Annotated in this window: 16 protein-coding genes; 5 read left to right on the top strand and 11 right to left on the bottom strand. The window is 65.3% G+C overall.

Annotated features, from left to right (window positions below; all coding sequences use genetic code 11):
* Positions 1 to 128 precede the first annotated feature (128 nt).
* From radC to B1991_RS11085, 11 genes are all read right to left on the bottom strand, one after another.
* The gene (gene radC, locus B1991_RS11135) at positions 129 to 623 is read right to left on the bottom strand and encodes a RadC family protein (protein WP_023657710.1); all 495 of its coding nucleotides are present in this window, start codon (positions 621 to 623) and stop codon (positions 129 to 131) included.
* 195 nt (positions 624 to 818) lie between these two features.
* A complete protein-coding gene (locus B1991_RS11130; protein WP_023657711.1) occupies positions 819 to 1562 on the bottom strand; it encodes a DsbA family protein in 744 nt (247 codons plus the stop codon).
* A 13-nt stretch (positions 1563 to 1575) separates the two neighbouring features.
* Positions 1576 to 4464, bottom strand: a complete 2889-nt coding sequence (locus B1991_RS11125; protein ID WP_136258764.1) for a conjugative transfer ATPase — start codon at positions 4462 to 4464, stop codon at positions 1576 to 1578.
* Complete coding sequence (locus tag B1991_RS11120; protein ID WP_023083166.1) at positions 4464 to 4898, bottom strand: TIGR03751 family conjugal transfer lipoprotein; 435 nt, start codon at positions 4896 to 4898, stop codon at positions 4464 to 4466. Before B1991_RS11120 ends, B1991_RS11125 begins: the two co-directional genes overlap by 1 nt.
* On the bottom strand, positions 4879 to 6312 hold the full coding sequence (locus tag B1991_RS11115) for a TIGR03752 family integrating conjugative element protein (RefSeq protein WP_011805408.1): 1434 nt from the start codon (positions 6310 to 6312) through the stop codon (positions 4879 to 4881). The genes B1991_RS11120 and B1991_RS11115 overlap by 20 nt, the downstream gene beginning before the upstream one ends.
* Positions 6302 to 7216 (bottom strand): TIGR03749 family integrating conjugative element protein, encoded by a 915-nt coding sequence (locus tag B1991_RS11110; protein WP_011805409.1) that lies wholly within the window; start codon positions 7214 to 7216, stop codon positions 6302 to 6304. The genes B1991_RS11115 and B1991_RS11110 overlap by 11 nt, the downstream gene beginning before the upstream one ends.
* The gene (locus B1991_RS11105; protein WP_011805410.1) at positions 7213 to 7905 is read right to left on the bottom strand and encodes a PFL_4703 family integrating conjugative element protein; all 693 of its coding nucleotides are present in this window, start codon (positions 7903 to 7905) and stop codon (positions 7213 to 7215) included. The genes B1991_RS11110 and B1991_RS11105 overlap by 4 nt, the downstream gene beginning before the upstream one ends.
* Entirely contained in the window at positions 7902 to 8312 is a 411-nt protein-coding gene (locus B1991_RS11100) for a TIGR03750 family conjugal transfer protein (RefSeq protein WP_011805411.1), read from the bottom strand. The genes B1991_RS11105 and B1991_RS11100 overlap by 4 nt, the downstream gene beginning before the upstream one ends.
* Before the next feature lie 12 nt (positions 8313 to 8324).
* Positions 8325 to 8693 carry a TIGR03745 family integrating conjugative element membrane protein gene (locus B1991_RS11095; protein WP_011805412.1) on the bottom strand — a complete coding sequence of 123 codons (369 nt, stop codon included), beginning with the start codon at positions 8691 to 8693 and terminating at the stop codon, positions 8325 to 8327.
* Positions 8694 to 8715: 22 nt separating this feature from the next.
* Positions 8716 to 8955 carry a TIGR03758 family integrating conjugative element protein gene (locus B1991_RS11090; RefSeq protein WP_003294214.1) on the bottom strand — a complete coding sequence of 80 codons (240 nt, stop codon included), beginning with the start codon at positions 8953 to 8955 and terminating at the stop codon, positions 8716 to 8718.
* Positions 8952 to 9311: an integrative conjugative element protein, RAQPRD family gene (locus tag B1991_RS11085; protein ID WP_011805413.1), complete on the bottom strand. Its 360-nt coding sequence runs from the start codon at positions 9309 to 9311 to the stop codon at positions 8952 to 8954. The genes B1991_RS11090 and B1991_RS11085 overlap by 4 nt, the downstream gene beginning before the upstream one ends.
* Positions 9312 to 9618: 307 nt before the next feature.
* Between B1991_RS11085 and mads1 the strand changes: the two genes are divergently transcribed.
* The 5 genes from mads1 (at position 9619) to B1991_RS18855 (ending at position 18639) form a co-directional block, all read left to right on the top strand.
* Positions 9619 to 9816 (top strand): methylation-associated defense system helix-turn-helix domain-containing protein MAD1, encoded by a 198-nt coding sequence (mads1, locus tag B1991_RS11080; RefSeq protein ID WP_177325798.1) that lies wholly within the window; start codon positions 9619 to 9621, stop codon positions 9814 to 9816.
* Between the two features lie 66 nt (positions 9817 to 9882).
* Positions 9883 to 10926 carry a DNA cytosine methyltransferase gene (locus B1991_RS11075; RefSeq protein ID WP_023657714.1) on the top strand — a complete coding sequence of 348 codons (1044 nt, stop codon included), beginning with the start codon at positions 9883 to 9885 and terminating at the stop codon, positions 10924 to 10926.
* 20 nt (positions 10927 to 10946) lie between these two features.
* Complete coding sequence (locus tag B1991_RS11070; RefSeq protein ID WP_011805416.1) at positions 10947 to 11405, top strand: very short patch repair endonuclease; 459 nt, start codon at positions 10947 to 10949, stop codon at positions 11403 to 11405.
* 20 nt (positions 11406 to 11425) lie between these two features.
* Positions 11426 to 14566, top strand: coding sequence for a DISARM system SNF2-like helicase DrmD (drmD, locus tag B1991_RS11065; protein WP_136258763.1), 3141 nt, complete (start codon positions 11426 to 11428; stop codon positions 14564 to 14566).
* A complete protein-coding gene (locus tag B1991_RS18855; protein ID WP_196696644.1) occupies positions 14563 to 18639 on the top strand; it encodes an Eco57I restriction-modification methylase domain-containing protein in 4077 nt (1358 codons plus the stop codon). Before drmD ends, B1991_RS18855 begins: the two co-directional genes overlap by 4 nt.
* Positions 18640 to 18642: the final 3 nt, after the last annotated feature.

Below are 18642 nucleotides of genomic sequence, written 5' to 3'. Positions count from 1 at the left end.
GCAAGCTTGCAAGCTTCCGAAATCGTGACCATCAGAACGCATCGCCAAGGTGGCAACCGGAACCGTTCATGGCAGTTCTTGTGGAGAGGGGCAAGAGGAACAGGCGCCCCCGGAGGGACGCCTGCGGACTACAGTAAGCCGGCTTCGGCGAACGAGTACGGGCTGCCCTTGCCGACGATGAAGTGATCCAGCACCCGGACATCGACGGTGGCCAGGGCGCTCTTCAACCGCTCGGTGATCGCACGATCAGCGGCCGAGGGCTCGGTGTTCCCCGAGGGGTGCTGATGCGCCAGGATCAGCGCCGAAGCGTTGAGCGCCAGCGCACGCTGGACAACCACCCTCGGATACACCGAAGTCTGGTCGACCGTGCCCTGGAACAGCGGCTCGAAGGAGAGCACCTGGTGCTGGTTGTCGAGAAACACGACGGCGAAGATTTCGTTCGGCTCCGCGACCAGTTTCAGGCGCAGGTAGTCGCGCACGGCGGCGGGACTGCCCAGCGCCGGACCGGCCTTGAACACGCGGTTCTCCAGCAGGGTAATGGCCTGCTGGATGATCCAGTCTTCGTGCTGGGCGGCGATCAGGGTGAGCGACTCCGGGCGGGAGTCGGCGATGACGAGAGACATGGCGAACCTCCAATGGATGAGATCGGAGGGCGCCTGCCCCTGGAGGGCAAACCCTCCTGGGGACGATGGGGATGGAACGGGTGACGAGCGGGCATCCACCACCGCGGATGCGGTGGCTGTTCGCGTCAAGGGATGCGATGCGAACGGGTTTCGATCAACGCGGACAAGCCGCGCCGCAGCCTTGAAGATCGATGGCTACCTGGGCATGTCACCGGCAACGCCGGCGGGCATGTCTGGGGAATGGGCGGGTTCGGCTGCGGTCGTGCTGCCGGCGGCAAGCAGGTCGATGGCCGACAGCAAGGCGTCGCCTTCGACGGGGCCGTGCAGCAGGAGGGTCTTGCCGGACTCGCGGTCGCGCAGTTGCAGGGCCGGCGTGGCCGCGATGCCCTGCTGTGCCGCTTCCGCCGCCTGGGCACGGATGACGGCATCGGGGCGATCGCTGTCGAGACAACCCTGCATGGCTGGTGTGAGGTCGGGATAGCGCAGGCCTTCCGGCAGGCCCTGGCCGTCGCCACGGGTGTTCGCGTAGAGCCAGGCCACGGCCTGCCAAAACGCGGCGTGTCCGCCCGTCTCGCCCGCGCACTCGGCCAAGCGCGCCCCGGCAGTCGCGGCCGGCTCGTGCATGGACAGCGGCAGGTGGTGCCACTGCCAGTTCACCTCGGGATGGGCGTCGATCCAGCGCTTGAGCGCGGGGAAGTAGGCCCGGCAGTACGGACACTCCAGGTCGGCGTACCCGACCACCGTGAAGCGCGCATCGGCACGGCCATACAGCCAGGGCGGGCCGGCCGGTTTCGGCACTTCGGACCCGGCGGCGACCAGGGACATGGACTCGGTTGCCGGATGCGGCGCGCGCAGCAACATCCACGAGGCCACCGCAATCGTCGCCACGATCAGCAGACCGATCCGGGGATGACGGCGGGCGAAGGAAGGCATGCGCATCGTGTCGCTCCCGTCAGGCCAACGTGTCCAGCGCCAGAGGTTCGATGCCCCGCGCACGGTCGATCTTCTCGGCCACGCGGAAGGCGGCATCCAGCTCGCTGATGCCGTGCTGCTGCATCAACTGGAAGCGTTCGGCCTTCTCCTCGGGCTCGGTCATCGCCATCGCCAGGTAGAGGCTGGGCGGCACAGCGCGGAACAGCACTTCCATCGACTTGGACAGGATGACGCCCTCGCTGAACTTGCCGGCCTCCTTGCGGGCCGAGAGCATCAGCGCCTTCTGCGAAGCGTTGAGTTCGCGGAAGCGCGCGATCTTTTCGACTTCATCGGGCGGCATCGACAGGCAGATCCACCACTCGATCATGTTGAGCATGGGCTCGGCCGCTTTCGGCAAGTCGTCCAGGTTCTGCGTGGCGAGCCAGAACCAGGCGCCGAGCTTGCGCCACATCTTGGTGATCTTGACCACGTAGGGCGCGAGCAGTGGGTTCCTCGTGATGATGTGGCCTTCGTCCGTCACGTTGATGATCGGGCGGCCCAGAAACTGGTCGCGCTCGGCGATGTTGTTGACGGTGTTGATGAGCGAGATGTAGGCGATCGAGAGCTGGGCGTTGTAGCCCTCGCGCGCGAAGGTGGCCAGGTCCACGATGGTGATGTCCGCCTCGGGCCACGGCGTGCCGGACCGGTCGAACATCTCGCCGTCCACGCCCTGGCAGAACATGTCCATGGCGTCGGCCATCTCCAGCAGCCGTGCGCGCCGCATCTCCGGCAGCGTGGCATCGCGGGCGCGCTCGCGCAGCGCGTCGCGCACATCGCGGGTCAGCACCGTGCGCTTCTCCGCTACGCAGTGCTGTGCCGCATCGAGAATGCACTGGCGGATCAGGCTGCGGTCGGCGCGGGTCATGCGCGCTTCTTCCTTGTCCTCGCCGCCGGTGATCATCAGTCGTGCGGTGATCTCCAGTTCGCCGAGCACGTCACGCTGCTCATCGCCTTCCACGGCCATGCCGGCATCGGTCTGGTCCTCGTCGAGCGCATCGGCGTCCAGCGTCTGTACCTGGCTCGGCGTATCGACCAGGCGCCAGGCATCGGCGAACGGGGCCAGACTGACGCCCGCACCCGGCGCGAGCTTCACCCGATGCACGGTGAGGCCCAACCGTGCCGCGAAGTCGCCGAACAGGCCGAAGCTGTTGCCCGCCTCGACGATGAACAGGCGCGGCCGATAGATCGCCGTCACCTGATTCAGGATATTGTTGAGCGTCGCGCTCTTGCCCGACCCCGTGGGGCCGAACAGGAACAGATGCGCGTTCATCTGCCGGTCGAGACGGTTCAACGGATCGAAGGTGATCGGGCCGCCGCCGCGGTTGAAGAACGTGATGCCCGGATGCCCCGTGCCCTGGCTGCGGCCCCAGACCGGCGCCAGGTTCGCCGCATGTTGCGCGAACATGAGCTGGGTGTACCACTGGCGCTTGTCGGCAGCCGGATCGAACACGCACGGCAGCCAGCGCAGATAGCTGTTCAGCGGCGCCACCTCGTCCTCTTCGCGTACCGGTTGCAGGCCGGCGTTGAGCATCACGTTGACGAGCTGCAGACCGCGCGCATCGAGCTGGGCCAGGTCGCGGCCGCGCAGGTAGAACGCCAGCGCGCCGCGGTAGAGCTTGTGCGCGCTGCCGATCAGGCCGCGCGCCTGCTGCACGTCCTGCCGGGTCTGCTCCGAGGCCAGGGTTTCGCCGACGGCCTTCCTGGCGAGGTGGTTGAGGTGCGCCTCCAATACGTCCTGGGGTGTGGCGACCAGCGTCAGGCACATCACCGTATCCTCGGGCATCTGGTCGAACAGCGCGTTCATGGCATCGCCGCCTTTGCGCGTCTCGCCCGTCAGATGGCCGGTCACGGGTGGCGTGCGCAGGCGATCCATCACGATCACCCGATGCGGCATGCTGTCAAAGAACCACAGGCCGTTGGGCACGTCCGAGCGCGGTTGGCCGAAGAACAGGCGCTGCGCGAAGTCGGTGCCGCTGGCGAGTTCGATCTCGCCCTCCTCCTGCTCTTCCGGGTAGCGGGTCAGCGCGTAGAAGCGTTCCCGATCTTCGGCAGTGGTGCCGAGCAAGGTCGGATTCGGGTTGAACCAGCGCAGCAGCCAGGCGTGGATGTCCGCCGCGCCGAGACGCCGAGCCTTCACGCCGGCATTCGCCAGCCCGCCGGCGAGGCGGTCGCAGATCGTGGTCAGCGCCTGCTCGGGCGACTGGCCACGCCGCGGGGTCGTGGCCGCGGACGTGCGGCGGTAGACCACCATGCGCACGCGCCGCACCTGGCCGCGCCACGGCAGGCGCGTCACCGTGGTGTCCTCAAACAGGCCACCCGGCTTGGCGATGGCCCGCAGGTGATGGGCGAAGAAGCGCAGGTAGAAGTCGCTGAACGCGCTGCCCTGCGCACGCGGCTGCAGATAGTTCGCCAGGGAGCGCAGATAGTTGTCCCAGTCGGCCTCGTCCTGGGCGTAGAGCTGCACTACCCAGGGGTTGTCGTCCAACTCGTCGAAGGAGTCCTGCAGGGCGTTCTCCAGCGCATCGCGCGCCTGCCACAGCCAGGCCATCTCGCGGCCCTCGGTGCCGACCGGCGCCAGTTCGAAGAAGGCCGCCACCGACTGGCCGTCTTCCAGCAACATGCACTTGCTGCCGGGCAGGTACTCGACCCAGGGCAGCAAGTCCGCGAACGACGGCGCGACGCCATAGAGCGCATCGTGGTCGGCCTGGGTGGCCGGTCTGCGCCGGCCCCGGCCGAGCGCGCTGCCCGGCTCGGCGACACCCTGTGCCGCCAAGGCCGTTACGTGCCGTGCCCAGGCATCATCGGTCGCATCCGCGGCGTCAACAGGCGATGCGTCGGACTTGCGTGACCACGGCAGCGACCAGGCCATCAATAGTCCTCCACGCGCTCGCCCGGCATCGCGTACTGCACGCGCTGGTAGAGCGGGAACACCGTGCTGTAGCCGGGCACCGGCACCGGGTCGGTGCCCGCCAGGTGCGGGAACACGTACATCACCAGGTCGGGGTTCGGCAGGCGGTGGAACTGGCGGTAAATCTCGTTCTGCGCGGTGCGGGTGTAGCGCGCCTGCACGCCGGGCGCCGCCTGCACATCGGCATCGGCCAGCGGCCGGCGCAGGCCCTGGCGCGCGTCGAGCAGTTGCCGCGCAGCTTGGCCCCCGCCTGCGCTGCCGCCGGTCTCCTGATGCCAGATGTCGAGCATGGTGCTGTCGCCGTGCGGCAGCAGCTTCTCCTTGCTGGTGGCGCAGCCGCCGAGCAGGGTGGCCGCCAGCAGCACGGCGGCCGCGTCAATCCAGATCCGAGGCATGGGCTTCTCCGGTGCGGTGGTGGACCCGACGCCCCTTGGCGTCGTAGTCGATGTCGAGCGGCTGCTCCAGGTGCACGGCCACTTTGGCGCCCGGCTGCACGTAGACCGCCGCGAAGGCCTGGCCGTAGAGCTTGTTGACCCAATCGGCCATGTCGCGCACGCCGCCCGCGAGGATGCGGCCCATCGCTTCGTTGCCGCTGATGCCGACGGTGCCCAGCGAGCCGTTGCTGTTGGCGACCACGGCCACGCTGCCGTTGTCGGACTTGATGAGCGAGGCCGCGCCGGCGCCGGCCGCGGTGATGAGCGCCTGGCTGCCCAGGTACTGCTGGGCGTTGCTGCGCCGCTCGCCGCTGACGCAGGGAATGCCGTAGGGGTCGCTGATCCAGCCCAGACCGCCTTGGATGCTGGCGCCGTTGTGCCCCGAGTTGCCGCCGCTGCTGCCGCCCTTGCTGCTGTCCTCCGGCACCGTGCGGATGGTGCCGTCCTGGAACACGAACGTGACCGAGCGGATTTGCCCGCGCACGCACGAGAGCGTCCAGTCGCCCGAGGCCGTGCCGCTGACCACGGCGCCGGCCACGTCGGGGATGTCGATGCCGTTGGCCGTGAGGTTGTCCGGGCCGATCAGCACCTTGAACGGATAGGGATCGTTGACGGTTCCATCGATTGGCACGCGCCCGATCAGCGCCGTCATGGCAATCGACCCCATGAGCGTCGAGTTCGACGGCACGGTGTAGACAGCCTTCGTGGATGCGCCCACCGCGCGGCTGCCGACGTCGGCGACGGATTCCACTGCGGCCGACAGGCTTTTCTGGGCCGGCCCGAAGCTCAGGGGAAAGCTCGGCTCCTTGCTGCTGTTCTTGGCGTCGACCTTGGCATCGTCGGGCTCGACCCACTGCGTGCTAGCGACGCCGCGGTTGAAGCGCTGGCCGTCACCCTCTTCGAGCCCCAGCCCGACGGGCAGATCGGACGGGCCACCCTTGCCGGAAAGGCCGTCCAGTTGCCGCTGCAGATCCTGCAGCAGCCCCTGGGTCTGCTGCCTGTCGCTGGCCACCTGATTGCGCTCCTGCTCCAGGCGGCTGCGCTCGCCTTCCAGCGCGCTCTGGATGCGTTGGTCGATCGCGCTTTCCCGCGCGCGCAGGCGCTCGTTCTCGGCCTTGTGCTGCTTGTTGTCGCCCAGCGCGCTCTGCAGCTCGGTGCGCAACTGCTTCACCTGGGCCACCAGCGTGGCGACGGTATCGCGCGGCGTGTCGCCAGCGATGCCCAGGGCTTTCATCTCCTCGGGCGTGAGCGTACTGGCCGCGCCCTTGGGAGCGGGCTGGCCGCCGGGCGCGCCGGAGAACAGCTTGATGCCGACGAACACCAGCAGCAGCGCCATCGGGATCAGCAGCCACTTGAGCAACGGATTACTTTTCATCGCGCGCTCCTCCGGTCGAGCCGGCCGCGGCGGCCGGCGGCAGGTTCACGCTGGCGTCGATCGGGCTCAGCGCCGGCAGCAGCGACTCGGCCAGGCCGTGGCCGCGCGTGACCAGGTAGAGCACCGTGGTGTCGGACGCGGTGCCGGCCGGCCCCAGGTTCGGATGCTGGAAGGTCGCCGCCACGAAGTTCCCCTGCAGGGCGCGCGGGTCGAGGTCGAGCCAGCGCGCCGAGGTATTGGTGAGTCGCACGGCCGTCACCCACTGGTCTTCCAGGCGCCACGCGGCCAGTGCCCGCGCGTGCACCGGCAACGTCGGCAGCAAGGTGTCCAGCGCGAGGCCGCGGCGCAGGTTTACGCGCCCGATGCCGGCGACCGGCTCGACGGTGCGCAGCGGCGCGTACAGGTTCTGTGCGGCATGGCGCGTCAGCACGACCGGTACCGGCGTTTCGCGCCGGGGAACGGATTTGCCCGCGGGCGCATCGGCCTGCTCGTCCGCGCCGCTTGCTGCACCGCCGCCGTAGCGCTTGGCGGGGGCTTCCGCATCCACGATGCGCACCGGCTCCAGCGGCGCCTGGCCGTCCTTCGCCGGCTCGGCGGCGATGTCGAGCAGGATCAGCGCGCCGGATTCCACGTCCTGCAGTTGCAGCCGCGTGGGCGGAATCGGCTCGCTCGCCCGCAGGTAGATCGCGCCGCCCGCACTCTGCACGCGCAGGTGATCGCCAACGCTGGCCGGCACGCCGACGCGCACATTGCGGTCGATGAAGACCACGCGCTCCTGGCCGACCACCAGCGGCACCGGCAGGGGCAGCCGCTCCCAGCGCAGGATTTCCACGGCTTGGCTGGCCGGCACGAAACCGAGGATCAGCAGGACGCCGGCCAGGGCCGACAAGGCAACGGACTTCATGGAGAGTCTCCCTGCAGGTGGCCGGAGGCGTTGGCGGGCGCGCCGGCCTGGGTCGGCGTCGGCGGCGGTTCGATGCGCTGTGGTGCGCCGGCGTAGCAGTCCAGCGCCAGGCCGAAGGGGTTGCGCTCGGGGTCGATGTCCAGCCGGACGACCTTGATGGGGTAGCGCACCAGGGCGCGCTTGACTTGCTCGGAGCCGTAGTACTCGTCCGCGCTCACGTCGAGCATGACGATCCAATCGCGGTCGGAGACCATCTTGACGCGCGAGGCCGGATCATCGCCGTAGCCGCGGCCGGGAATCTCGTAGATGCCGCGCACGCGCTGACGCAGCTCGCCACTGGCGCGTCGGTACTCGTAGTCCTGTTGCAGGAAGGCCCGGCAGCTCGGCGTCAGGTAGGCCGACAGCGCGCGTAGGTTGCGCGGATAGTCTTCCTCGCCGTTCGTGGGCCAGCGCTGCACCTGCTGCCAGATGTAGAACGAGAAGGCATACACGCTCTCGGGCGGCACGTCCCACCACTTGCGCGTGCTGCCCGAGCGCAAGTCCGGCGGCACATGGATGGTGAGACTCTTCGGCGCACTCCACCAGCCGAAGCCGAGCAGCAGCGCTACCACGAACAACGCGCCGGCCCCCAGGCGCAGCGTCTTCACGTGCGCCTGCAGGTGCGCAACCTCGTTCTTGAAACGGCTCATGGCGCACCTCGATCGGCGTTGCGCCGGGTCGTCCAGTAGCCCGAGCGGGTGATGAGGCGCTGCCCGCCCAGGAGTGCCGCCAGCGCCGGATACCGCAGGGCCAGCCGCCACTGGAGCTGCCGGTACAGCCAGGTGTCGGGCCGGCCGCGCTTCTGCGCGCGCAGGAAGCCGCCGCCGACGAAGACGCCCAGCGCGATACCGGCGACGATCAGCGTCGGCACCATGGCGATGCTGTGCGTGAGCCAGGCCAGCGGCAGGCCGAGCGCGAATCCGGCTGCGGCCGACAGGCCGGTGCAGATCCACAACTCGTCGGCGGTCAGCCCGCGCACGACCACCGGCTGGCGGTTCAGCCGGTGCGGCAGGAAGGTCACCAGCGTGTCTTGCGGGGTCTCCGAAGGGACGGCCATCGCTTGCCGCCCTCACAGCACGCCGGTGGCCTTGGTGAGCAGCCAGATGCCGACCACCAGGAGGATCGCGCCCACGGCGACCGTCAGGCCGAACTGTCCCCAGGTGGCGCGGCCGGTGTGGATCTCCGAGTAGCGGGTGTAGGCGTGATAGCAGACACCGACGAACATCGAGGCGACCACGAGCAGCGCGATCAGCAGCACGATGTCGTAGCCGTAGTTCTGCAAGGTCTGCAGGATGCCGCTGCCCTGGCCGCGCGAAGGGTCCTCCATGGTCGGCAGGCCCTGCGCGAAGGCCGACAGCGGCAGGCCCGCGAGCGCCAGCGGCAGCAGCGGTGCGACGATGCGGGACGGAATGCGATGGGATGTCGTTGGCGTGTTCATGGCGTATGGCCCTTCGTGACGGTCAGGAGAGGAGGAAGAACGTCAGCACCAGGTACATCGCCACGAAGCGCACGACGACGGCGAGGAACTGACGTTCGGTGATGCGGTGCTCGGCCCAGCCGACGTAGGCGGTGCGCATGGCCCACACGCCCCACAGCAGCAACACGGCGAACACGAAGCCCAGCACCACGGCAGCGACGGCCGAAGGCGCAAAGCCGCCGTTGGCCTGGAAGGCGGCGACCTGATCGGCAGAGGGCGTCATGGCGATGGCGCCTCGTCGTCGGCGCGGTCGTGGCGGACGTAATCGCCGGCCAACGGGACGGGATCGCGCGGCTGGGCGCGCTGGGGCACGAGGTAGTCCTGCAGGCCGGCGCGAACGCGCTTCAGGTCTGCGCGCAGCCGGGCGTAGTCGAAGTGGTAGCGGGCGCGTTCCTGGGGAGCGGTACTGGCGGCGTGCTCGGCGATGCGGTCGATCAGGTCGAGTTGGCGGGCGAGCGCAGCGAGCTGCTCACGCTCAGGAGCGTCGTCGGCAATGGCGGGCTGCAGGGCCGAGAGCGACACGGCCAGCAGCACGACCAGCGAAGGCCATGCGGATGCGCGGCGGTTGGTCTGTCCCATCGTGCCATTCCTTCCAGCTAAGGCAATGGCGTGATGGTGTGGAAGAGCGGATGTCCATGCTGCAAAGAATCGGAACCGGTGCCGTACCGGATTCCCGGTCTCACCTCCATATGTCAGGCCCGAAGCTTCACGTCATGACTGGCTGCGTCTACATGCTGAGCCCGGGTGAGATATGAGGCCGTCAAGTCCGATGAAATCCGCTCAAACCAGGTCCAATCGGGCTAATTCGGCTGTTCAAGTGGGCCGGTTGATGTAATATCTCAACATTGCCCGTACTCCGCCCCACCCTGTGATGGAAGCTCATGTCATGTCAGATCGCTGGTTGTCGGTCGAGGAGATCGCAGAGTATCTCGGCGTCAGCAAGGACACCGTCTATGCATGGATCAGCAAGCGGAACATGCCGGCTCACCGTATCGGCCGGCTGTGGAAATTCAAGACCGAAGAAGTGGATGAATGGGCCCGTTCTGGAGGGGCGGCGGATGCCGAGAGCAAGGGCAAGGAATGAGGTACTGGTTTGCCATGGGTTTCGCCTACTTCGTTCAAGTATCGAAGTGGAAGCAGGAGATTTGATGTGACAACGATTTCTTGTGTGGATTTGTTCTGCGGAGCGGGCGGGCTGACGCACGGCTTCGTGCTGGAGGGGCTGCCCGTGGTTGCCGGTATCGATCTGGACCCGGCCTGCCGCTTTCCCTATGAAGCCAACAACCAGGCCCGATTCGTCGAACGTGACATCAGCAAGGTCACCGCGTCTGAACTGAAAGCGCTGTTCGGCGACGCCGACTTGACGATTCTCGCGGGCTGCGCACCGTGCCAACCTTTCTCGACCTACGCACAGCGCTACGAACTCGACGGAAAGGATGGCAAGTGGGGCTTGCTGTATGAGTTCGCGCGTCTCGCCAAAGGCGCCAAGCCCGATGTCATCACGATGGAAAACGTCCCTACCGTCGCGAAGCACGAAGTGTTTCATGACTTTGTCGATACGCTGAAACGGCTCGGCTACAACGTTTGGTTTGATGTCGTGGACAGCTCCCGCTATGGCGTGCCGCAGATGCGGCGACGCATGGTGCTGCTGGCATCAAAACATGGTGACATCACGATGATCGAACCGACCCACGAAAAACCGAAGACGGTTCGTCAAGCCATTGGCCGCTTGCGCCCATTGAGTGCTGGTGAAGCGGCTCCGAGGGACAAATTGCACGTCACTTCGACGCTATCGGAAAAGAATCTCAAACGGATCAAGGTATCGAAACCCGGTGGCACCTGGCGCGATTGGCCGGATGATCTGGTCGCCGACTGTCACCGCGCCGAGAGCGGACGCACCTACCCGGGCGTCTACGGCCGCATGGAGTGGGACAAACCCGCCCCGACCATGACCACGCAATGCTACGGCTTTGGCAATGGCCGTTTCGGGCACCCAGAACAGGACCGAGCCATCTCGTTGAGGGAGGCAGCGATCCTCCAGAGCTTTCCACGCGACTACGCGTTCGTGCCGGATGACGGCGAAGTGAGCTTCAAGGTTCTCGGGCGGCTCATCGGCAACGCGGTTCCCGTCGATCTCGGTCGTGCCATCGCGCGCAGCATCAACACGCATATCGCATCGGTCACGGCCCGATGACGAGCTGACGAGGGCTTCCGATGTCGCGCATTCAGCCCTCGTCCCCCGAGACCAGTCGCCGCATGGCGAAGGTTCGGCAGAAGGGAACCGATGCCGAGATCGCATTGCGAAGAGAGCTTTACCGAAGGGGCCTGCGTTACCGGATCGACTACGAGGTCCTGAAGAAACCTCGCCGCGTCGCAGACGTGGCATTTCCGGGTTTGAGGATCGCCGTCTTCGTCGACGGGTGCTTCTGGCACGGGTGCCCCGAGCATGCCACCTGGCCGAAGCAGAACGCCGAGTTCTGGCGGCAGAAGATCGAGACGAATCGCCTCAGGGACGCCGACACGAATTCGAGGCTTCTCGAAGTCGGTTGGACGGTACTGCGATTCTGGGAACACGAGTCCCCGATCGAAGCCACGGAAACCGTCGCACAGGCGGTCGCCATGGCGAGAGCGAAGCACTGCACATCGCCTGCTGGCGCGCACAAGAAGAACTGAACAGGAAGATGGCAGACTGCATGGAAATCTCGAACGATCAGAAGCACCACACCTACCGTACCCGTCCGGAGCCCGGCCAGCTGGTCGAGGTTCGCCGGCGCCAGTGGGTCGTGGCGGATGTCGCCTCCTCGAAATTGGAATCGGCTTCGGCGTCGCAGAACTGCGTGACGCTTTCTTCCATCGACGAGGACGGCCTCGGCGAAGAACTGGAAGTCATCTGGGAGATCGAACCCGGCGCACAAGTCATCGAGCGTGCGGGCCTGCCTTCCATTACCGGGCAAGACCACTCCGACACGCTCGAAGCCTTCCTGGATGCGGTGCGATGGGGCGCCGCCACCAATGCAGACCGAGGGTTTCTGCAGGCACCGTTCCGCAGTGGCGTCAGCATCGAGGACTTTCAGCTCGATCCTTTGGTGCGCGCCATCGACATGGCGCGCGTCAACCTGCTCATCGCCGACGACGTCGGCTTGGGCAAGACCATCGAGGCGGGGCTGGTGATCCAGGAGATGCTGCTCCGGCACCGTGCCCGCACCGTCTTGATCATCTGTCCTGCATCCCTTCAGGAGAAATGGCGCATCGAGATGCTGGAGAAGTTCGGCCTCGACTTCCGCGTGGTCGACACTGCCTACATCAAGCAATTGCGGCGCGAACGCGGCATCCACGCCAATCCGTGGACATCTCATCCGCGCCTCATCGCCTCGATGGACTGGGTCAAGAGTGGCGAGGGGCTGCGCGCCATGCGCGATGTCCTGCCGCCCCATGCCGGCCATCCGCGCAAGTTCGATCTACTGGTCGTCGACGAAGCGCACAACATCGCCCCCGCCGCCGGCGCGCATTACGCCCTCGAGAGTCAGCGGACCCGCTTCATCCGCGCGATCAGCCCGCATTTCCAGCATCGCCTGTTCCTGACCGCAACGCCGCACAACGGCTACACCGAGTCGTTCACCTCACTGCTGGAGTTGCTGGACGATCAACGCTTCGCCCGGAACATCCTCCCCGACGAGAAGCAGCTGAGCCAGGTGATGATTCGTCGCCTGAAGAGCGATCTCGTCGATGCTGACGGCAAGCCCCTGTATGCCCAGCGAAAGCTCCAGGCGCTGGCGGTCCCACACACGGACGAGGAACGGGAGATCCACCAGAAGCTGAACGATTACTGTGCCAGCCGCGAAAAAGACGCGGAGAAGACCGGCAGCACATTCGGCACTTCGTTCGTCAATCAACTGCTCAAGAAGCGCCTCTTCTCGTCGCCCGCCGCGTTCGCTTCCACGCTCGAGAAGCACGTCGCCTCGCTGTCGAATGGCGCCAAGCCCAAGGGTCGAGATGCCATGGCCGAGCGCATCCTGCGCAAAGCCATCCTGAAAGCAGACGAGGATTACGCCAACGACCAGGAAGTCGAGAATGCTCAATCGGAGGCCGTCGAGGAGGCATCACGCCGTTCCCAACCGCTTACGCAAGAGCAACAACGGATTCTGGCCGACTTGAGGCAATGGGCACAGCGCGCCAAGAACCAGACCGACTCCAAGGCCAGAGCCATCCTAGATTGGCTCTCAGCCAATCTGAAACCGGGAGGTCAGTGGAATGACCGCCGGGTGATCCTGTTCACCGAATACCGCACCACCCACCAGTGGATGCACGAGATCCTCGCCAGCCATGGTTTCGGTGGCGAACGACTCGGTCTGCTCCACGGAGGACTCACTCAGGATGAGCGGGAGCCCATCAAGGCAGCCTTCCAGGCATCTCCCAAGGATTCCCCCGTCCGCATCCTGCTCGCCACGGATGCGGCCTCCGAAGGTATCGACCTGCAGAACCACTGCAATTGCCTCATCCACCTGGAGATCCCCTACAACCCCAACGTGATGGAGCAGCGCAACGGGCGTATCGACCGTCACGGACAACGCGAGAAAGAGGTGCTGATCTGGCACCCCGTCGACGGCGGTGACAAAAGCCATGCATCGGTCGGTGGCCATGGTGACGACATTCTGCGTGCGCTGCGCAAACTGGAGTCGATGCGCGCCGACATGGGCAGCGTCAATCCGGTCATCGCGCCCCAGATGTCCGGGCTCATCGAAGGCTCGCTGAAGGATCTGGACACCCGCCTCGCGGAGGCCAAGATTGCCAAGGCCAGGCGCTTCGTGCGCGCCGAACGCGAGCTGAAAGAGCGCGTCGCCAAGCTCCATGAACGACTCCTCGCCACCCAGCAGGATTTTCACCTCACGCCCGATCACATCCAGATGGCGGTGAAGACTGGTCTCGCGCTAGCGGGCCGCCCCCCGTTGGAACCCGTCGCCCTCGCAGATGCACCCCAAGGCAGCGCATTCAGGATGCCACCCCTATCGGGATCATGGGCGCGCTGTCTGGAGGGCCTGCGTCACCCGCATACCCAGCAGATACGCCCCATCACCTTTGACCACGCTGTGGCCAAGGGGCGAGACGATGTCGTGTTGGTCCACCTGAATCATCGACTGGTGCAGATGTGCCTGAGGCTGTTGCGCGCCGAGGTCTGGGCGCAGGATGACGTGAAGAAACTCCATCGCGTCACCGTGCGCACATTACCGGATGGCAGCATCGAGGGCCCGGCTGTGGTCGTCATCTCGCGGCTGGTCATCACCGGTGGCAACCACCATCGCCTTCACGAGGAACTGACCGTCTCGGGCGGCTATCTGCGCGATCAGTCGTTCCGGCGCGAAGAGGGTGTCACGCGTGTCCAGCAGTGGCTGGACGAGGCGCAGCCAGTCACTGCGAGCGATTCGCTACTCGATGCCATTCGGGTGCGCTTCGATCGCGCCCAGCCCGCCATCCTGCAAGCGGTCGACGCCCGCTCGAAGGATCGACTCAAGTTTCTGGCCAATACTCTGCAGACCCGCAAGCAACAAGAGATGGATGACATCGGTACCGTGCTCGACGAGTTGGAGAAGGCTATCCAGAGCGAGTTGAAGAAAGACCAACAGCCCGAGCAGCTTTCGCTGTTCACCGAGGACGAGCGCACTCAGCTCAGACGCGATACCGCCGCGCTGGAGGCACGCCTCGCGCGCATCCCGGCCGAGCGCATCCAAGAGGTCCAGGCCATCGAAACCCGCTATTCCAAGCTCGACGATCGCACTTTCCCTGTTGCCGTCGTCTTCTTGGTTCCCGAGTCAGCCATGCAAGGGGATGCAGCATGAGCAATCACGACCTGCACCACGACTGGCTGGCGCTCATCGAGATCTCCGGCCCGTTCCTCGCCGTTCCCGTTCTCAAGGAAGCCTTTCCCCAAGGTCTGGAAGAACTCGACGGAACCAAGCGCAAACGGCTGCGTCAGGCCTACGAGGAATGGCGCGAGGCGCTGGAGACGGACGATCCGCAGTTTGCCGAATTGCACGCTGCGTGGATTGATGAGGTGTTGGCGCGCGGGCTGGAACTCGACGAGGATGGCAAAGGCGACGTTCTGAAGCGCGCCGACTGGTGCGCGGCCGAACTGAATGTGAGCCTGCCAGAACACGGCGTGACGCTGTCCCCGGACCTCGCCGTCATCGACGAGCAACGGGCCGACAAGCCGCAGATGCTCATCCACACTTACGGACAGGATGTCGATCTCGATGCCACTCTGAAGCTGGACGGATGGGCCGCCACCCCGGCCGATCGCATGGTTCAGTTGTGCCGCGCCACCGGCTGCCGCCTCGGGCTGGTGACCAATGGCGAGCGCTGGATGCTGGTCGACGCCCCAGTTGGTGCCGTCACCACCTTTGCCAGCTGGTACGCCCGCATCTGGAGTCAGGAACCCATCACCCTGCAAGCCTTCGTGCACCTGCTGGGTATTCGTCGCTTCTTCGTCGATGAAACCGAGCAACTGCCGGCACTGTTCGACCGCTCGCTGAAATATCAGGACGAAGTCACCGACGCCCTCGGTGAGCAGGTGCGGCGCGCCGTCGAAGTGCTGATCCAGGCCCTCGACAAAGCCGACCAGGACCGCGACCGCGAGTTGCTGCGCGACGTGAAAGAGCCGGTGCTCTACGAAGCCGCGCTGACGGTGATGATGCGGCTGGTGTTCCTGCTTTCCGCCGAGGAACGCGGCTTGCTGTTGCTCGGAGACGAGCGCTACGAGGCCAACTATGCGCTCTCGACCCTGCGCATGCAGTTGCGCAAGGAATCCGAGGAGATCCTCGAACGCCGCTGGGATGCCTGGTCGCGCCTGCTGGCGATCTTCCGTGCCGTATTTGGTGGCATCGAACACGAGAACCTGCGCCTTCCAGCGCTGGGCGGCTCGCTGTTCGACCCGGATCGTTTTCCCTTCCTCGAGGGCCGCGCCAAGGGCTCCGACTGGCGCACCGACCCGGCCAAGCCGCTGCCGATCGACAACCGCACCGTGCTGCTGTTGCTCGAAGCCATCCAGCAGTTTCAGGGCAGGACATTGTCCTACCGTGCGCTGGACGTCGAACAGATCGGTTACGTCTACGAGGGCCTGCTGGAACGCACCGTCAAGCGCACCGCCGAGGTCACGCTGGAACTGGATGGGACCAAGAATGCCAAAGCCCCCTGGGTCAAGTTGGCCGAGTTGGAATCCGCCCGCCTCGACGGTGCCGAACGCCTTGCCGAACTGCTCCAGGAGCGCTCCGGCAGTTCTGCCAGCCGCGTGCGCAACGATCTGGTAAAGCCTGTCGACGATACGCTCGCCGACCGTCTGCTGGCCGCCTGCCATGGGGACACCAACCTCCGTAATCGCATCAAGCCTTTTGCCTACCTGGTACGCACCGATCCATGGGGTTATCCGCTGGTCTACCCCGCCGGGGCCTTCATCGTCACCACCGGCTCTGACCGTCGCGAGACTGGCACCCACTACACCCCAAAATCGCTGACCGAGACCATCGTCACCGAGACGTTGACGCCGATAGCGTACGTAGGGCCATCCGAAGGTACCCCGCGTGAGCAGTGGGTGTTGAAGTCACCCGCCGAACTGCTGGACCTGAAGATCTGCGACCCTGCCATGGGCTCAGGCGCCTTCCTGGTGCAGGCCTGCCGCTGGCTGGCCGATCGCCTGGTCGAGGCCTGGTCACTGGCTGAAGGCAGTGGAAATCCGGTGAGCGTGGATGGCGAAGTCCTGGATGTGCCGCACACCAAGGAGCCTCTGCCCCGCGACACCGAGGCACGCACCGTGATCGCCCGCCGCCTCATCGCCGAGCGCTGCCTCTACGGCGTGGACCTAAATCCGCTGGCGGTCGAACTCGCCAAGCTCTCCATCTGGCTGGTGACGCTGGCCAAGGGGAGGCCGTTCGGCTTTCTGGACCACAACCTACGTTGTGGCGACAGCCTGCTCGGTATTCATCGGCTGGATCAGCTCACCGAACTCACCATGACGCCGACCGGGAAAGGTCAGCAACGCCTGTTCGGGCAGAACATCGAACAAGCCGTGCGCGAGGCGATCGAATTGCGGCAAGCGCTGCGCCAGATGCCCATCCGGGACATCCGTGACGTCGAGGCTATGGCGCGACTGGATGCCGATGCACGCCAGAAGCTCGACGTGCCGGAGCGCATCGCCGATGCGTTCATCGCCGAAGTGCTTTCTTCGGGAGGGAATGCCAACGTCCTGTCCAGTACCGTCGGCACGCTCGCGATTCACGCCGGGCAGGCCGTCGATGGTAAGCGCGACGCGATAGAAACCATGATTCGGCGAGCGCACAACGCATTGAGCGCCGATCTCCCTCCTGAAAAGACAAGACGTTTGCCGTTCCATTGGCCACTGGAATTTCCAGAGGTCTTTGCGAGATCGCTCTCCGGATTCGATGCTCTCGTCGGCAACCCGCCGTTCCTGGGCAACCGCCTCTGGAAAAGCGCAATGGGTGACAAGCTGCAATGGCAGTGCCAGATGGTCTTGGGTGCATCTCCGGGCAAGATCGACTTGTGCGTGGTCTTCCATCGTCGTGCCGTCGACCTGCTGCGAACCGATGGCTGTTATGGGCTGCTCGCGACCAGCAACATCGCCGAGGGTAGTGCCATCGATGTCGGCCTCGGTGTAGTGGTTCAGAACGGCATGATCTATTTCGCCAAGAAAGGCATGCCTTGGCCCGGCACGGCAGCCGTGGTGGTTGCCATCGTTGGTTTCATCAAGGGCGAATGGCCGGCCGAATGCGATGCCGATGGCCGGAAGTGTGCTCGCATCGGACCGAGGCTGGAGCCAGAAGCCTCGGATGTCTGGGCCCCACAAACCCTGCCGGATGCACTCTTTGCTTTCGAAGGTGTAAACAACAGCAAAGGTCTGGCATTCGTCATCACGCCGGACAGCCCCTGGTTTGAGCGACTCCAGAATGAACCGGACAGCCTGCTCCGTCCTTACATCACAGGTGACGACATCACGAGCTCGGCGCTCAATCGCATCGGTCGATGGGCGCTGGATATCGGTGATCGCAGTTTGGACGAGATCGCCAGACGATGGCCGATCGCCCATCGCTTCATCGTCGAAGAAGTGCAACCGACTCGCACGGTCGCCGCTCTCAAGAGTTACAAAGGTTTGATCGATCGTTGGTGGCAATTCTGGAACCACCGCGCCGACCTGATGCGGCGCATACGGCAGCGCGGAAATTTCATCGGCTACTCAAAGAACACAAAGTACCCGGTTGGCATGCTCGCTCCGTCCGATTGGATCTACACGAACAAGGTACTTCTGATCGGAATGGAGCGGGATGACCTCTATGCCATCTCGCTAAGCACAGGCTTTCGTGCGTGGCTCGAACGATTCAGCGGTGGGAATCTGGGCGAGACGCTATCGCTTTCCATCAGCGAGTCGGTCGCCAAGTACCCAGTTCCGAGCAGTGAAGTCTCCCGGGCGGGCATCGATGCGGCAAAGCGTTTCAACGACTTGGCGGTTGCATTCGGCGCTGCGCACGAATGCGGGTTGACCGACGTCATGAACGCCATCCATACCCCTGGCGAGGAGGATGCAACGATCGTCGAGCTGCGGCAGTTACTGGTCGTAATCGATAACGAGGTGACAGCGGCCTATGGGTGGGATGACCTTGAGATCGTCTACGACTTCCGTGAGATCGATGGAGGCTCCGCCAATGATCCTTGGCGTTGGTCTTTGTCGAGCGACCTTACCGCTGACCTCCTTGGACGGCTGACCGCACTCAATCGTGAACGCTTCGAAGCAGCTGCGAGTAGCAGCAGCGGCGCGTCCACAACAACAAAGTCCAAACGCGGACGCAGACCGAAGGCGGCCTCTCCCGCCACCCTCGACGGGCTGTTCGGTGAGGGAGAGCTATGAGCG

The organism is Rhodanobacter lindaniclasticus, assembly GCF_004799035.1.
Taxonomy (GTDB): Bacteria; Pseudomonadota; Gammaproteobacteria; order Xanthomonadales; family Rhodanobacteraceae; genus Rhodanobacter; species Rhodanobacter lindaniclasticus.
This window is presented reverse-complemented; position numbering and strand designations above follow the sequence as displayed.

Coding starts and splice junctions, on each gene's coding strand:
- radC (WP_023657710.1), bottom strand. CDS start 623: ATGTCTCTCGTCATCGCCGACTCCCGCCCGGAGTCGCTCACCCTGATC.
- B1991_RS11090 (WP_003294214.1), bottom strand. CDS start 8,955: ATGACGCCCTCTGCCGATCAGGTCGCCGCCTTCCAGGCCAACGGCGGC.
- drmD (WP_136258763.1), top strand. CDS start 11,426: ATGGAAATCTCGAACGATCAGAAGCACCACACCTACCGTACCCGTCCG.
- B1991_RS11130 (WP_023657711.1), bottom strand. CDS start 1,562: ATGCGCATGCCTTCCTTCGCCCGCCGTCATCCCCGGATCGGTCTGCTG.
- B1991_RS11100 (WP_011805411.1), bottom strand. CDS start 8,312: ATGGCCGTCCCTTCGGAGACCCCGCAAGACACGCTGGTGACCTTCCTG.
- B1991_RS11110 (WP_011805409.1), bottom strand. CDS start 7,216: ATGAAGTCCGTTGCCTTGTCGGCCCTGGCCGGCGTCCTGCTGATCCTC.
- B1991_RS18855 (WP_196696644.1), top strand. CDS start 14,563: ATGAGCAATCACGACCTGCACCACGACTGGCTGGCGCTCATCGAGATC.
- B1991_RS11105 (WP_011805410.1), bottom strand. CDS start 7,905: ATGAGCCGTTTCAAGAACGAGGTTGCGCACCTGCAGGCGCACGTGAAG.
- B1991_RS11115 (WP_011805408.1), bottom strand. CDS start 6,312: ATGAAAAGTAATCCGTTGCTCAAGTGGCTGCTGATCCCGATGGCGCTG.
- mads1 (WP_177325798.1), top strand. CDS start 9,619: ATGTCAGATCGCTGGTTGTCGGTCGAGGAGATCGCAGAGTATCTCGGC.
- B1991_RS11120 (WP_023083166.1), bottom strand. CDS start 4,898: ATGCCTCGGATCTGGATTGACGCGGCCGCCGTGCTGCTGGCGGCCACC.
- B1991_RS11070 (WP_011805416.1), top strand. CDS start 10,947: ATGTCGCGCATTCAGCCCTCGTCCCCCGAGACCAGTCGCCGCATGGCG.
- B1991_RS11125 (WP_136258764.1), bottom strand. CDS start 4,464: ATGGCCTGGTCGCTGCCGTGGTCACGCAAGTCCGACGCATCGCCTGTT.
- B1991_RS11085 (WP_011805413.1), bottom strand. CDS start 9,311: ATGGGACAGACCAACCGCCGCGCATCCGCATGGCCTTCGCTGGTCGTG.
- B1991_RS11095 (WP_011805412.1), bottom strand. CDS start 8,693: ATGAACACGCCAACGACATCCCATCGCATTCCGTCCCGCATCGTCGCA.